The sequence below is a fragment of the Cellulophaga sp. BC115SP genome, assembly GCF_009905545.1.
GTDB classification, from domain to species: domain Bacteria; phylum Bacteroidota; class Bacteroidia; order Cytophagales; family Spirosomataceae; genus Flectobacillus; species Flectobacillus rivi.
The window spans coordinates 1-15,011 of record NZ_JAAALB010000024.1; the positions used below are offsets into that span (position 1 = coordinate 1).

Genomic DNA, 15,011 nt, shown 5'->3' on the forward strand with positions numbered 1-15,011 from the left:
GCAAAATTATATCTTGTACTTTTGAATATCACAAAATATAATTCGCAATAAGAAGAATTTAGGCATTTATGCAGATAGTATTTTTTACTTAAAACTGACGAATGCAACCAAACAGGTTAAATTTTAAATCTTTTTTGAAATTTTTTTTGTATTTTTCTTATAAACTAGTTTATATTTGTACCAAGAATTACGAAATAATTAACCAATCAATAAAAATCAGTTAAATTATCATGGCAAAATCAAAACTTGAGTATATCTGGTTAGATGGATACAAACCAACTCAGAGTCTACGTAGCAAAACTAAAATTGAAAACAATTTTAGTGGAAAATTAGAAGACTGCGATATGTGGTCATTCGACGGTTCATCAACTGAGCAAGCCCCTGGTGGTTCATCTGACTGTTTATTGAAACCTGTATATATTTGTGCTGACCCTGCTCGTAGAGATGCGTACTTGGTTATGTGCGAAGTTTTGAACGCTGACGGTACTCCACACGAATCTAACGGTCGTGCAACTATCGAAGACGATGACAACGATTTCTGGTTCGGTTTTGAACAAGAATATTTCTTGTGGAACTTAGAAACTGATAAACCTCTTGGCTTCCCAGCTAACGGTTACCCAGCTCCACAAGGTCCATACTACTGTTCAGTAGGTGCTAAAAATGCTTACGGTCGTGATATCGTTGAAGAGCACTTAGACATCTGTTTGGACGCTGGTTTGAACGTTGAAGGTATCAACGCTGAAGTTGCTGCTGGTCAATGGGAATTCCAAATTTTTGCTAAAGGTGCAAAAGAAGCTGGTGACCAAATTTGGGTTGCTCGTTACTTGTTGGAAAGATTAGGTGAAAAATATAACGTAGCTATCAACTGGCACTGTAAGCCTCTAGGCGCAACAGATTGGAACGGTTCAGGTATGCACGCTAACTTCTCTAACACTGTATTGCGTACATGCGGTAGCAAAGAAACTTACGAAGTTATTTGCGAATCATTCCGTCCTTACGTTGCAGAACACATCGCTGTATATGGCGCTGACAACCACTTGCGTTTGACAGGTAAGCACGAAACTCAGTCAATCGACCAATTCTCATTTGGTGTATCTGACCGTGGTGCTTCTATCCGTATCCCAATCGCTGCAGTTGAAAAAGGTTGGAAAGGCTGGTTGGAAGACCGTCGTCCAAACTCTGCTGCTGATCCATACAAAGTGGCAGCTCGTATCATCAAAACTGTTAAAACTGCTAATGTTTAATCAGCATTATGATATATCTAAAGCCCACCCAAAAGGTGGGCTTTTTTATTTGCTCACACTTCCAAAATATTTATAAAATGGACGTACCTTTGCGGAAAAATTTATAGGCCGTGTTAGATAGATTGTACTTTTTAATGAGATATTACCTTTATTGGATTATCTACTTTATCATCAGCAAAGAAGTTTTCGTTCTTTATCATTTCAATAAATTCCATGCACTGGATAGCTTGACTCAACTAAAAATCTTTGTAGTTGGTCTTCGCTTAGATGCCTCATTTGCTGCTTACCTCAGTATTTTACCCTTTACCTTATTAGCATTTTCGATCAATCCCAAAATTCAAAAACCTGTTTTGAGTTTTGTCAAATACTTTACCTATTTATGTGTCATCATTTGTACCTTGATTGTTACCATAGATTTGGAACTTTATCGTGCATGGGGGTTCAGGATAGATGCAACTCCTTTGATGTATTTGAGCAATCCTGATGAGATGATGGCTTCGGCAGGGGCTTCGCCGATTGGATTGTTAATTTTTATTTGGGTAGTGATTAGTATCATTTCCATTTTTGCCTTTCATTTTCTTTTTCAAAAATTACGATTTGAAAAACTTCCATGGCTCAACTTCCCAATTGTGCTTTTTTTTGCGGCGGCTTTAATCATTCCAATTCGAGGAGGACTTCAATTAGCACCTATCAATCAAAGTGCAGTATATTTCTCTAATAAGCTATTTGCGAATCATGCTGCCATTAATCCCCTTTGGAATTTTGCAGATTCTTGGTTTAATAAAACAACCGACAAAGGAAACCCTTATCAATATTTATCTGTAAAAGAGGCTGAACATGAGGTATCTTCTACCTTACAAAATAATTCGCCAACGACTGAATATGTCATAGATACCACGATTACAAAACCCAATGTTTTAATCATTACATGGGAAAGTCTTACGGCAAAAGTATTTGATAAAACTGGCGGATTGAAAGGTGTTTTGCCAGAATTAGGTAAAATTGCTGATGAAGGTATCCTTTTCAGGAACTGTTTTGCCAGTGGTGACCGTTCAGATAAAGGATTGATTGCCATTTTAAGCGCATTTCCAGCACAACCAACTGCAAGTGTCATGACTATGCCAAAGAAAACGGCACATTTGCCGATTCTAAGTCAGGATTTCAAAAAACAGGGATACCGTACTGCATGGTATTATGGTGGCGAGCCAGAATTTGCCAATATTAAATCTTATATGTTGGCGGGCGAATTTGACCAGTTGATTACCAAAGAGAACTTTGACCCAAAGGATATGAACTCCAAATGGGGTGCTCACGACCATGTAGTCTTTAATCGTCTATTACATGATTTGAATGGGCAAAAAGAACCATTTTTTGTCAATTATTTTACCTTAAGTAGCCACGAACCCTTTGAAGTACCCATGGAAACGGTTTTTAAAGGAGATGATATGAAGGATAAATTTATCAATGCTCATCATTATACCGATAAAAGCCTAGGTAAATTTATTGCAGAAGCTAAAAAACAAGACTGGTGGAAAAATACCATCGTCATTATTGTGGCAGATCATGGACATCCATTACTTAATGACGATAAAAAAATAGACAATTTTCATATTCCAATGATTTGGACTGGTGGAGCATTGAAGGTAAAAGGAAAAGTAATCGATGCCATTTGTTCTCAAAATGATTTGGTAGCTACTCTCCTAGCGCAACTACGTAAGAGCAATTCAGCTTATCAATGGTCTAAAAATATATTTCAACAAAATTATCAACCATCGGCATATTATGTTTTCAATGATGGTTTCGGGTGGGTCGCTCCAAAAGGAAATTTTGCTTTTGACAATCAAGGTAAAAACCTTATCGAAACCTCAGGAAAAGTCGATTCAAACCTTGTAAAACAAGGAAAAGCATATCTTCAGCTATCATTTCAAGCATTTTTGAATTTATAGCTGTAACTTTGCCAAATAGATTTCTAAAAAGATTTATGCAAAACACTGAGAATCATACGGATAAAAAGAAAGTAGCCTTTTATACCTTAGGCTGTAAATTGAACTATTCGGAGACGTCAACGATTTCCCGAATGTTTGAATCAAAAGGGTATGAAAAAGTAGAGTTCAATCAAAAACCCGATATATTTATCATCAATACTTGTTCGGTTACTGAAAATGCCGACAAGAAATGTAAGAAAATTGTCAAGGAAGCCAACAAAATCAACCCTGATGGCTACGTGACTATTATTGGTTGTTACGCGCAATTGAAGCCTCAAGAAATCGCGGATATTGAAGGAGTTGATGCTGTTTTGGGTGCAGCTGAAAAGTTTCAATTGATTGATTTATTGGATGGTTTTGTCAAAGAACCAAGCGGACAAAAAGCTAAGGTTTATAATCAAAATATCGAAGAGGCTATTGATTATCATACCTCTTATTCTTTGAATGACCGTACTCGTACCTTCTTGAAAGTACAAGATGGCTGTGATTATCCATGTGCTTATTGTACCATTCCCTTGGCACGTGGAGCCAGTCGTTCAGACAGTATTGCTAATGTGGTAAAGGCAGCGCAAGAAATTGCAGCAAGCGGAGTGAAAGAAATTGTATTGACAGGTGTAAACATCGGAGATTTTGGTTTGCGCAATGGTAATAGAGAAGAAACCTTCTTCGATTTGGTCAAAGCATTAGACGAAGTAGAGGGAATCAACCGCTTTAGAATCTCGTCTATCGAACCAAACTTGTTGACGGATGAAATTATCGCATTCGTAGCGCAGTCAAAACGCTTTGTTCCGCACTTTCATATACCATTACAATCGGGATCAAACAAAGTATTGGGCTTGATGCGTCGTCGATACAAAAGAGAACTGTACGTTGATAGAGTTCAAAAAATCAAAGAACTCATGCCAGACTGTTGTATTGGTGTCGATGTCATTGTAGGTCACCCAGGTGAAACAGAGGAAGAGTTTTTGGAAACCTATAACTTCTTGAACGAACTTCCGATTAGTTATTTGCACGTATTTACCTATTCTGAGCGTGAAAACACTACCGCTTTGACCATAAAACCTGTAGTTCCACAAAGCAAACGTGCTGAACGTTCGAAAATGTTACATATATTATCAGACAAAAAACGTCGATATTTTTATGAGCAACAATTAGGAAAAAGCTTTGAAGTACTATTTGAAGAAGATGTAGAAGATGGACAAATGCAAGGCTTTACCGAGAATTATGTTCGGGTGACAGCCAAGTACGACCCACTCTTAATCAATGAAACTAAGCAAGTTGCCTTGGTAAGCATTAATGAAAAAATGCTAGTAGAGGTTCAAGAAGCGGAAGTATTATTCGAAAGTCATTAAAACAAAAAAGGCTGTTCAGAGTTGAGCAGCCTTTTCTATTCTTTAAATCTTTTTAAGCAAAGAATTCAAAATATCTTTTAACATGTCCATTTCAGGTTGTTGAGTTGATGAATGCTGAGAAGTTTCAACATTAAGCTTTGTTTCGTTAATAAAGTTTGACAAAACTAGTTTTCTTTCCTCAGGGTTTGATTCAGCACATTTCATAGCTATATAAAACTTTCTAACATCCATTTCTCTTGCCTCGTCCTTAAGCATTTCATTCAAATGAAACTGATATAGATTTCTGAAATATCGCAAAATTGCAATGAAAAAACTTATAATAAGAATTCCGATAATTGAGCGTTTTATCAATTCACTAACTTGAGACCTTTCGGAATTCAACTTTAAACTAATTTGCTCCAAAATGACTCGTATCTTATTCTTTTCAGAATCAGTGGCTAGAGCATTAATTCTCATCACTTTTTGATAATTCTCAATTCCATTATCAATACGAATAAGCACTTCTGAAAACGCTTGCTTATTATCAAATTCTTTATGTAGTAGGGTTTTAAGTTCAAGTAGACTTCGATTTGCTTCAAATTTTAATTTAATAGCTTGAATCGCGACTGAGTCTCTAGTATTTATTTCCGTTTTTTGTTCAGAACCACCAAAATTTAGAAGCTTATCTCTATTTTTTTCATTTAAAACTGCTTTTAGCTCACTAAAAATTTCAAAATTATTTAATGATTCAAATCTATCGCTAACATCATCAATTTTGGCTAATTGATCTGTTTTATTAAACTCAAGAGCTATCTGTTTAAGCTCTTGAATCTCCTTATTTATTCCTATTGAAGAATCTATTAATAGTATATAACTAAATACTAAACTAACAGCTATAAAAAAAAAGGTTAAAGATATTGTTGCAATCAGGAAACCATTTGCAGTTCTCCTGTTCCTTGCGGATTTCTTCTCTAAAAGTTCAAGTATAAAAGGAATGTAATCGAAGCCATATTTTTCATCACTTTTACCTCGTGGTAAAGCTTGTGATAATGCTGTATAATAACTTTTAGAATCAAAAACCTCCTTTAGAATTCTAATATGAAATCTTTTCTTAGCCTCCTCTGCCTCAGTTTGGGAACTTGTTTTTTTTGAAAAAAATATCCAAACATAGAATAAAAATACTACTAGGATACTCCCAAGAAATGAATAAATAAGAAAGTCTTCAGTCATAAATTTAAATAAAAATAAAACTATTAATTTTATTTAAAAGTAAGAAAATCTTAGATAAATACAAAACAAAAAAGGCTGTTCAGAGTTGAGCAGCCTTTTCTTATAACAAAACAAAACCACAAGAAACCAAACTTGTGGTCTGCAAAGATAATTAATATTCTTAGAATAATACTAACAATAAGCGAATTTTCTCCAAATTGTTCAATTACCCATTCTATCCTTCATATTCAGTAGATTATCAAGGGTTTCCACCTTTAGGAAATTTTCTTTTCTTGTAAAACCTTGGGCGCGAAGGCGTATAGGAAGCCATAATCTCATATACATCATTCGTTCCAATTTCTTCAGCCATTCTTAATAACAATAATGCGCTTACCTCTGCATCTTCCATCGCATTATGGTGGTTAAAACGGTGGTTGAGTTTGTTTGTTGCGAGTGTATTCAAGCCATAGCCAGGTTCTTCTTTCCAAATCTTTTTCGACAACTCCAGCGAACACAAAGAGGCATATCGAATTGGCGGAATACCATATAATTCTAGAACAGTACTTAAAACTCCAAAATCAAATTTCCCATTATGAGCCACTAAAGTAGTATTTTCGAGATAGGGCTTAATTTCTGGCCATACTTGATCGAAGGTTGGTTGCTCTTCCAACAATTCTGCCGACAAACCATGCACACGGAATTGATAGTACCCCACCTCAAACGGTTCGGGACGAATCAACCATTCTTTTCTCTCAGTAATCACGCCATTTTCGACTTTGACTGCACCCAAAGCACACGCACTACTTTTACTATTATTGGCAGTTTCAAAATCTATTGCTGTAAAATTCATACTAATAACATCTTCATCACATCGGCTCAAACGCTTCCATAAAAGCAAAATCTGTAAACCAAATTCATCGAATATAAAATAAGTTTCTGTTCTCTATATCTGCAAATATCGGAAAAAAGGAGCGAAAATGGTAGAAAAATTGAATAATCAACCAACCAGCGAGCCAAAGTAAATGAATCGATTAGTAGGATTGCTTAGAGACATCCAAAACCTACAACCAATACATACATTCACATACCAACCGTTCACGTTTTTGGTCTTTACGAGGGTTGGTTCTGATAGTAAATGGCTTTGAAAATTTGAGTCCTTTTCCATTCTTTTTTTTAACTGCAACTGACACTTTACTGACATTTTACTGACACTTTAGTGACAATTCGAAAATGTGGTGGTGTATATAACAACAAAATGCCCTCTGACATAGTCTGAGGGCATTTTTTCTGAAACAAAACCACAAGAACCATTACTTGTGGTCATGCTTGTATAGTTATTAATCCTAAACTTCTACTAAAGATTCGTCGTGTTGTGAGATATCCAAACCAACTCTTTCTTCTTCTTCTGTTACACGCAATGGAATAATTTTGTCTGTGATGAACAACAATGCGTAAGATGCTAAGAAAGCGAATGCTGATACTACAACCAATGCAACGATGTGTTTGATGAACAATGAAGCGTCGCCACCGATGAATAAACCTTCTTCAGCTACAGCTCCGTTGATTGCTTTTGAAGCGAACAAACCTGTCAACAACATACCCATCATACCACCTGTACCATGGCAAGGGAATACATCTAATGTATCATCCAATTTAGAATTAGCTCTCCAGTGTGCAGCGATGTTTGAGACGATTGCCGAAACTGTACCGATGAAGATAGCCGCTGGAACTGAAACGAAACCAGATGCTGGCGTGATTGCTACTAGACCAACTACTGCACCGATTGAGAAACCTAATGCTGATACTTTACGACCACGAGTTACATCAAATAATACCCAAGATAAACCTGCTGAAGCTGCTGCTACGTGTGTTGTTGCGAAAGCTGAAACTGCTAAAGCACCTGCACCTACTGCCGAACCAGCGTTGAAACCAAACCAACCGAACCATAATAAACCTGTACCTAACAATACGTAAGGGATGTTTGCTGGAGGAAGAATATTTGCCTCTACGTGTGATTTACGACGTTTCAAATAAATAGCACCTGCTAAAGCTGCCCAACCGGCTGACATGTGTACTACAGTACCACCTGCGAAGTCAAGAACACCATATTTGAACAACCAACCATCTGGGTGCCATGTCCAGTGAGCTAATGGAGCATATACTACCACACAGAACAATACCATGAACAATACAAAAGCACGGAAGTTGATACGTTCAGCCAAAGCACCTGAAATCAAAGCTGGAGTGATTACAGCGAACTTCATTTGGAAAAATGCAAACAAAGCAAACGGAATCGTTGGAGCTAATGACCAAGGTTTGCCATCAAATACACCTTTGAAGAAAGCATATTCGAATGGGTTTCCAATAAGACCATTGATTGAGCTACCAAAAGCTAATGAGAAACCGAAAATTACCCAAATCAATGTAATTACGCCCATCGCAATGAATGATTGCAACATTGTTGAGATTACGTTTTTGTGGTTAACCATACCACCATAGAAGTAAGCCAAACCTGGGGTCATTAATAATACAAGACCTGCAGATACTAACATCCATGCGATGTCACCAGTGTCAAGACCTTCTGTTACAGCAGGACCTGGAGTTGGAACACCAAAGGCAGCAAAAAGCGCAATTGCCAAGAGGATCAACATTGGGATCCAAGTTGGTTTTTGTTGTGTCATGATACTAAAAGTTTTAGGGTTTATGGATTTTGTTTTCAGAGAATGTCAAACGTTGCCGTCGGACAATTATCTTAAATTAAGTCAGGAATAAAGGGATAGATATTCCTGACTTAGTTGTAATATCTTAATTAGAACTTGTAAATCATTGCCCAAGTAAATGTTGATTGAGATTTAGTGTCTTTTCCGTCACCATCTACGAAGAAGTTTTTGTCATAAGAGTCAACTCTGAATTCTGGCTTCAGTAACAAGTGACCATCAGCTACTGTGAATGTTGGAGTGATTGTGAATGAATTTACACTAACACCATTTCCGTTTGCATCGATCAAAGCAGTTACACCGTCTTTGTTTGAGAATGATTCGTAACGTGCACCTAAGCTAAACGTACTTGAGAAGTCATATTTAGGATACAAAGCGATACCGCCCCATGTTTTACCACCTTGCTCACCAGTTGCTGCGTTCAAACCGAACAAGAATTTGTCAGTAACTTGGTAGGTTGTAGTCAAATCTAATAAGTTATAAGTTCCTGTTGGAGTTACGCCTGTTACAGGATCTTTTGAGTTACGGTTAATAGTAATACCGTTTACATATACATTCCATCCTGCTGTTGGTTGAACAAATACTTGTGCAATCAAACCTGGTTTATTGTTGTTGCTATACAATTGGTCAACACCACTTACGATACCGCCCATCAAAGCAAATTTATCAGAGAATGCATAAGCAGCTTTAACACCTACATGGTAGAAAGGACCATTATTAAATAAGTTCGAAAGCGAGTAGTGATAGTTAGCTGGAGCATCGATTACTTCATAGCCAATGTGTGTACCGAACTGACCAGCTGTTAAAGTAAATTTATCTGTAGCCTTCCAGTTGAAATAAGCTTGTTTGATAATCAAAGAAGAAGATCCGTCTTTTCCTAATGGACCAATATTGTTTCCGTAGTTTCCTAAGTCAGCGTTCGGACCGAATGTCAAGTCTAAAACAACATCAGATTTGCTAGTCGAGTATCCAATCTTCGTTTGAGCCAAACCTAAAGAGAAACCTGTTTTTTGATCAAATGCTCTAGCTGTACCAGAAGCACCTGTGTTCTTCATATCTCTAGGATTATTGAAGTTTGATAAATAGTAAGAATCAATGTATCCAGAGAATGTAAACTTACCTTTATCTTCTTCCTTATCTTGAGAAAATGCAGGAACTGCTAAAAACAAAGAAAATAATGCCGTTAAAGTCTTTTTCATAATATTATTTGGTTAATTGATTAATTATTAATGCTTGATTACAGTGCAAATATTATAGGTAAAAATCATTAATCCAAATTTTTTAGATAATTTTTAAACCTATTTTTTGCTATTTTTCAAAAAATAATCCAAAATCAATCTTTTTATAAACCAATAATACCTCTTTTTACATAAAAAATTAACAAACTAGTTCGTTTTTAAACTTATTTGGCAAAACGACTAATATACCAAATATTATTTTTTGCACATTTCAATATTTTTTTGCATTTTTCTAACAAAAAAGCCCCGATTTCTTTCGAAATCGGGGCTTAGAGCCTTTCAGTACAATTGTACTATACCATGTTATTCAGCATGTAACCATGCTTTTTTAGCCAACAAAGTTTCTTCGTCTTCCACATACTCTGGGTCTGGAACACAACAGTCAACTGGACAAACAGCTGCACATTGTGGTTCTTCGTGGAATCCCATACATTCAGTACATTTATCGGATACTATATAGTAAAACTCGTCAGAAACCGGAGCCATTGGTTCTTTACCGTTGATAACAGTACCGTCTTCCAATTCAACATCGACCAATTTTGTCCCACCTGACCAAGTCCACTCTACACCACCCTCATAGATTGCAGTGTTTGGGCATTCTGGCTCGCAGGCTCCACAGTTGATACACTCCTCAGTGATAATAATTGCCATAGCTTTTTAAATAATTGATTAAAACGTTATCGGTTTATGGCTATCGGTTAATCGGAAAAGATTATCGCGCTAAATTCAAAATTTATTGATAATGGTTTTGATAACTGATAACTAAACGCAAATTTAATAAGTAAACAGCGAATAGACTAGATAGTTTGAAGACTATTGTAAAAATTTTATTTCCTCTTTTTGATTACCTTTGTGAAAATTATCGAATGATTATGACATTAGAAGCAAGAATTGAGGCTTTTTTGGCGCTTGGACGCTTTTTGAAAGACTCAAAAAATCAATCAGAAATTGAACTTTGGGTAGATTTAGCATACCATCAAAACAACTGGTTTACTCCAGAAAATACCCGCTCGGCTATTGAGGCTATCGCTAATTACCTCTTGGATGAAACGGCTATTCGCCAATGGATTGGTAATTATCAAATCCCAAGCGAAAACCCTAATCCTCAACGTGTGGGCTTAATCATGGCTGGCAATATACCTGCGGTAGGTTTTCATGATTTATTCTGTGTGTTGATTTCTGGCAATATCTGTGTAGTAAAACTTAGTTCGCAGGATACCGCTTTAATGCGAGGGCTGATCTCTAAATTGTTAGAGTTTGCACCAGCACTTCCGATTGAATTTGCTGAGCAAATGAAAAATGTGGATGCTTTGATTGCAACTGGCTCAGACAATACCGCTCGTTATTTTGAATATTACTTCCGTAATAAACCACATATTATTCGTAAAAACCGTAGTTCGTTGGGTATTATCAAGGGTGATGAAACAACTGAAGAGTTTTTGGCACTAGGAAAAGATATTACGTCTTACTTTGGATTGGGTTGTCGCAATGTTTCTAAATTGTATGTACCAAAAGGTTATGAGTTCATCAGTTTCTATGATGCTATTGAGCCATTAGGAGACATTTTCTTGAATCATAAATACAAAAATAATTACGACTATAATAAGTCTATTTATTTGATTAATGGGGTAAAACATTTCGACAATGGTTTCTTGGTAGCTACGCCAAGTGAAAATTTGGTCTCTCCTATCTCTGTTATTTTCTATGAGGAATATGAAAACGAACAAGATTTGGCAGAGAAATTAGCCCTCCATGAGGAAAAAATTCAGTGTATCGTCGCAAAAGATGGTTGGTATCCTAATTCAGTTCCATTCGGAGATGCACAATGTCCGAAATTGGCAGATTATGCCGATGGTGTAGATACCATGAAGTTTTTGTTAGAAATGTAAGGTGCTTTTTGAATTGAGTGAGTGCTGATTGAGTGATTTGTGATTATTTTAAAAATATACATGCGAATCATACAGCATAGAAATATCAAAAGGGGGTTGAAAAATTTTTCAACCCCCTTTTTTTGATGCTAAAATTCGTGATAACCCATGGTTAGAAGTAATACATTTATAAAAAACACTCATTCCCTCAATCTCAATTCACTCAATCTAGAGGTTATTCTCTGGTAAAGGTAACCGACTTACCAAAAATTGGTTTGCCAATATATCCTCTCACATCTAAGGTATTACTGTTTTTGAGTGTTAAAACACAGTCGTACGTTTTCCCACTTCTTGGGTCATATATAGTCCCGTTTCTCCAAGTATTCTTTGATTCTGCAATAAAGTTTTTCAACAAAATCAAACCCAACATGGGTTTGTTGCGCAATGACTCATCTTGATTTTTGGTATCCAAAACAGGTTTTCCGTTAACCGAAGGTTGTTTAAGCCAAGCTATCTTTCCATGATACTTTCCGTTTTCTTCATAGATTTGAATTTTGGAAAGCTTATCTGCTGTGAGCCACATTCCTTCAACAGAGGTACTTTCTGTTTTGTAAAAGTGAGAAAACAAAAAAATAAAGCCGATTCCAAAGAGGTTAATGAGCATTTTCATAGATTATCAAATATTGAGTATTGTTAAAGAGTAAACTATTTTGAGCTCTGAATGTTCTGAAACACTTTAACTACGCCATAAGCTGCAATTGAGCCAATTAAAGCTCCACAAATTACATCGCCAGGGTAATGAACTCCAACATAGATACGGCTGTAACTTACAATTATTGCCCAAGGCAATAAAAATTTGACCCAATTTTGGCTTTTCCCGTAGATCAAATAGAAAAAAACAGCCAACGTAAAACTATTGGCGGCATGAGAGCTACAAAACCCATACTGTCCTCCACAACCTCCTACCAAATGTATCACATTGCCTAAACTAGGCTCATGACAAGGTCTTAATCTGGCGACCCAAGGTTTTAACAAACCAGAACAAACTTGATCTGAAATCAAAATACACATTAGTATAGCAACAAGTATCTTCCAGCCTGACTTACCTTCTTGTTTAAAAATAAAATAGATAAAAAAGAGATACAAGGGAATCCATGTAAACTTATTGGTCATCAAACTCATAAAACTGTCCATGACAGGATGATGAATACCATTCAACAAAAGAAAGGCTTGTGTATCTAATGATTTGAGCGCTTCTAACATAAACATGAGGCTATTCTTATCTGAAACAGATGGATGAGGAGAAAATTAACCGTGTCAGAATTAAGTAGGTATGAGTGCTGTACGAAGGATTCTAAACTATTGCAGATTTGGGATTTGGGATTTCGGAAATAAAGTAAAATATCTTTATTTTTTACAAAATATAGAAGTCTACACTTCCGAAATCCAACATCAGATATCCGAAATAAATGGTTTTTATAACTTCGTAAAGTACTAGTTGTGAATTTGAGTATTTAGACGTTAACACATACACTCAAAACTCAGCACTCACTTGACACGGTTTGGTATTTTAAATAAATCTTAAAACTTTACGAACACGCTCAATCGTTGCTTTAGCGATTTCCTCTGCCTTAGCTTCTCCGATTTTCAATTTTGCTTCTAGTTCGTCCAAGTTATTCATATAATACTCAAACAAACGTCTTTCTTCAGCAAACTCACGCACCAAAACTTCATGCAACGCTTGTTTAGCATGACCATAACCAAAGCCACCTGCCAAATATTTTTCACGCATTGAAGCAATTTCTTCAGCTGTTGCTACTAATTCATACAATTTGAAAACGTTACAAGTATCTGGATTTTTAGGTTCCTCTAAAGGAGTGGTATCCGTAACAATTTTCTTAACAACTTTCAATAATTCTTTTTCTGGTAGAAACACATCGATGAAGTTGCCATAAGATTTACTCATCTTTTGTCCATCAATCCCAGGAATCGTCATAACTGACTCATCGATTCTTGCCTCTGGAAGCACCAAAACCTCCTCCTCATACTGACGATTAAATGCTGATGCAATATCACGTGTCATTTCAAGGTGCTGACGTTGGTCTTTTCCTACGGGCACCAAATGTGCATCATATAAAACGATATCTGCCGCTTGTAATACGGGATAGGTAAACAAGCCCGCATTGACACTTGCCAACTTTTCAGATTTCTCTTTAAAGCTATGCGCATTGGCCAACATTGGGAATGGCGTAAAGCAATTAAGATACCACATCAATTCGGTATGATATCCAGCCAATCTTGATTGACGGTAGAAAAAGTTTTTCTCAGGGTCAAATCCGCAAGCCAACCATGCGGCTGCAATAGCATAAGTATTTTGACGAAGTGCATCACCATCTTTCAAACTTGTTAAAGTATGTAAGTCGGCAATGAACAAAAATGATTCATTATTTGGTTCTTTAGACAAGGCTACGGCTGGGCGAATCGCTCCCAAAATATTTCCCAAATGTGGACGCCCCGATGCTTGAATGCCTGTTAGTATTCTCATGCTAGAAGGATTAATTGGTTCTTTGTGATATTGAAGCCTTCGCAAGCTTCGAGTCCATTTTTACACAAAATTCCACAAATTCCTCCAATCCGTCAAATCATGGTTTGAACATTTTGAGTAACTTCACAAATAAGAACTGATACAAATCTATAAAAAGTAAACACATGGCCATTACTCAACAAACTTTTGACTTCCTTAATCAACTCAAAATCAACAACAACCGAGAATGGTTTCACGCCAACAAGAAAGAATATGACGGAGTAAAAGCAAGTTTTGAAGAAAGTATCCAAGAATTAATTAATAGTATTGGAACATTCGAAAACTTGTCTGGCGTAAAAATTAAAGACTGTAATTACCGAATTGCCCGTGATGTGCGCTTTTCGGCAAACAAAGATCCCTATAAAACATGGCTCTCAGCTAGTTTTTCGGAAGGCGGTCGCAAGTCTGGAAAAATGGATTACTATTTACATATCGAAAATGGTGGATCATTCCTTGGAGGAGGTATGTATTCGCCAACAGCTGAGCAACTCGCCGCTTTTCGTCAAGAAATAGATTTTAGTCCAGAAAGTTTAAAAGGTATTATCTTTGACCCTCTTTTTGTCAAAACCTTTGGAACGCCCGAAGGTGAGAAAGTAAAAACGTCTCCAAAAGGTTATGATAAAAACCATCCAGAAATTGAGTTATTGAAATGGAAACAAATGTTTTTCTGGAAAAAATTCACCAATGAAGAAGTGCTTTCACCCAACTTTGTGGAACAGGTAACTGAAACCTGTAAGATATTAAAACCTTATTTGGATTACCTGAACATAATTTTCTTTGACCACGAAGAACCAGATATTCAGTTGTTGTAGAAATGAAATTAATTCTGAAATAG

General features: G+C 36.3%; 13 protein-coding genes. 5 read left to right on the forward strand and 8 right to left on the reverse strand.

The genetic code is table 11. The annotated features are described in order from the left end of the window. The first annotated feature begins 230 nt into the window (after window positions 1-230). From GVN22_RS16865 to mtaB, 3 genes are all read left to right on the forward strand, one after another. Complete coding sequence (locus GVN22_RS16865) at window positions 231-1,244, forward strand: glutamine synthetase beta-grasp domain-containing protein (RefSeq protein ID WP_166552187.1); 1,014 nt, start codon at window positions 231-233, stop codon at window positions 1,242-1,244. A 134-nt stretch (window positions 1,245-1,378) separates the two neighbouring features. Further along, window positions 1,379-3,190, forward strand: a complete 1,812-nt coding sequence (locus GVN22_RS16870; protein ID WP_166552188.1) for an LTA synthase family protein — start codon at window positions 1,379-1,381, stop codon at window positions 3,188-3,190. A gap of 35 nt (window positions 3,191-3,225) precedes the next feature. Continuing rightward, entirely contained in the window at window positions 3,226-4,581 is a 1,356-nt protein-coding gene (mtaB, locus tag GVN22_RS16875; RefSeq protein ID WP_166552189.1) for a tRNA (N(6)-L-threonylcarbamoyladenosine(37)-C(2))-methylthiotransferase MtaB, read from the forward strand. A 42-nt stretch (window positions 4,582-4,623) separates the two neighbouring features. On the opposite strand, the gene GVN22_RS16880 is transcribed toward mtaB, so the two are convergent. The 5 genes from GVN22_RS16880 to GVN22_RS16900 form a co-directional block, all read right to left on the reverse strand. Further along, window positions 4,624-5,790, reverse strand: coding sequence for a hypothetical protein (locus GVN22_RS16880; protein WP_166552190.1), 1,167 nt, complete (start codon window positions 5,788-5,790; stop codon window positions 4,624-4,626). Between the two features lie 238 nt (window positions 5,791-6,028). Next, window positions 6,029-6,619, reverse strand: a complete 591-nt coding sequence (locus tag GVN22_RS16885; RefSeq protein WP_166552191.1) for a 3'-5' exonuclease — start codon at window positions 6,617-6,619, stop codon at window positions 6,029-6,031. A gap of 493 nt (window positions 6,620-7,112) precedes the next feature. Beyond that, the gene (locus GVN22_RS16890; protein WP_166552192.1) at window positions 7,113-8,450 is read right to left on the reverse strand and encodes an ammonium transporter; all 1,338 of its coding nucleotides are present in this window, start codon (window positions 8,448-8,450) and stop codon (window positions 7,113-7,115) included. A 128-nt stretch (window positions 8,451-8,578) separates the two neighbouring features. Next, on the reverse strand, window positions 8,579-9,685 hold the full coding sequence (locus GVN22_RS16895) for a porin (RefSeq protein WP_166552193.1): 1,107 nt from the start codon (window positions 9,683-9,685) through the stop codon (window positions 8,579-8,581). 342 nt (window positions 9,686-10,027) lie between these two features. After that, window positions 10,028-10,375, reverse strand: a complete 348-nt coding sequence (locus GVN22_RS16900; RefSeq protein ID WP_095165955.1) for a 4Fe-4S dicluster domain-containing protein — start codon at window positions 10,373-10,375, stop codon at window positions 10,028-10,030. Between the two features lie 221 nt (window positions 10,376-10,596). Here GVN22_RS16900 and GVN22_RS16905 point away from each other — a divergent pair, with 221 nt between their 5' ends. Further along, on the forward strand, window positions 10,597-11,613 hold the full coding sequence (locus tag GVN22_RS16905) for an acyl-CoA reductase (RefSeq protein ID WP_166552194.1): 1,017 nt from the start codon (window positions 10,597-10,599) through the stop codon (window positions 11,611-11,613). A 214-nt stretch (window positions 11,614-11,827) separates the two neighbouring features. On the opposite strand, the gene GVN22_RS16910 is transcribed toward GVN22_RS16905, so the two are convergent. From GVN22_RS16910 to trpS, 3 genes are all read right to left on the reverse strand, one after another. After that, window positions 11,828-12,262: a DUF2147 domain-containing protein gene (locus tag GVN22_RS16910; RefSeq protein ID WP_166552195.1), complete on the reverse strand. Its 435-nt coding sequence runs from the start codon at window positions 12,260-12,262 to the stop codon at window positions 11,828-11,830. Between the two features lie 35 nt (window positions 12,263-12,297). Further along, entirely contained in the window at window positions 12,298-12,855 is a 558-nt protein-coding gene (locus GVN22_RS16915) for a phosphatase PAP2 family protein (RefSeq protein WP_166552196.1), read from the reverse strand. 307 nt (window positions 12,856-13,162) lie between these two features. Then, window positions 13,163-14,137, reverse strand: coding sequence for a tryptophan--tRNA ligase (trpS, locus tag GVN22_RS16920; protein ID WP_166552197.1), 975 nt, complete (start codon window positions 14,135-14,137; stop codon window positions 13,163-13,165). Between the two features lie 164 nt (window positions 14,138-14,301). Between trpS and GVN22_RS16925 the strand changes: the two genes are divergently transcribed. Continuing rightward, window positions 14,302-14,988, forward strand: a complete 687-nt coding sequence (locus tag GVN22_RS16925) for a DUF2461 domain-containing protein (RefSeq protein ID WP_205690935.1) — start codon at window positions 14,302-14,304, stop codon at window positions 14,986-14,988. The last annotated feature ends 23 nt before the right edge of the window (window positions 14,989-15,011 follow it).

Coding starts and splice junctions, on each gene's coding strand:
- GVN22_RS16885 (WP_166552191.1), bottom strand. CDS start 6,619: ATGAATTTTACAGCAATAGATTTTGAAACTGCCAATAATAGTAAAAGT.
- GVN22_RS16865 (WP_166552187.1), top strand. CDS start 231: ATGGCAAAATCAAAACTTGAGTATATCTGGTTAGATGGATACAAACCA.
- GVN22_RS16910 (WP_166552195.1), bottom strand. CDS start 12,262: ATGAAAATGCTCATTAACCTCTTTGGAATCGGCTTTATTTTTTTGTTT.
- trpS (WP_166552197.1), bottom strand. CDS start 14,137: ATGAGAATACTAACAGGCATTCAAGCATCGGGGCGTCCACATTTGGGA.
- GVN22_RS16890 (WP_166552192.1), bottom strand. CDS start 8,450: ATGACACAACAAAAACCAACTTGGATCCCAATGTTGATCCTCTTGGCA.
- GVN22_RS16925 (WP_205690935.1), top strand. CDS start 14,302: ATGGCCATTACTCAACAAACTTTTGACTTCCTTAATCAACTCAAAATC.
- GVN22_RS16915 (WP_166552196.1), bottom strand. CDS start 12,855: ATGTTAGAAGCGCTCAAATCATTAGATACACAAGCCTTTCTTTTGTTG.
- GVN22_RS16900 (WP_095165955.1), bottom strand. CDS start 10,375: ATGGCAATTATTATCACTGAGGAGTGTATCAACTGTGGAGCCTGCGAG.
- GVN22_RS16905 (WP_166552194.1), top strand. CDS start 10,597: ATGACATTAGAAGCAAGAATTGAGGCTTTTTTGGCGCTTGGACGCTTT.
- GVN22_RS16870 (WP_166552188.1), top strand. CDS start 1,379: ATGAGATATTACCTTTATTGGATTATCTACTTTATCATCAGCAAAGAA.
- mtaB (WP_166552189.1), top strand. CDS start 3,226: ATGCAAAACACTGAGAATCATACGGATAAAAAGAAAGTAGCCTTTTAT.
- GVN22_RS16895 (WP_166552193.1), bottom strand. CDS start 9,685: ATGAAAAAGACTTTAACGGCATTATTTTCTTTGTTTTTAGCAGTTCCT.
- GVN22_RS16880 (WP_166552190.1), bottom strand. CDS start 5,790: ATGACTGAAGACTTTCTTATTTATTCATTTCTTGGGAGTATCCTAGTA.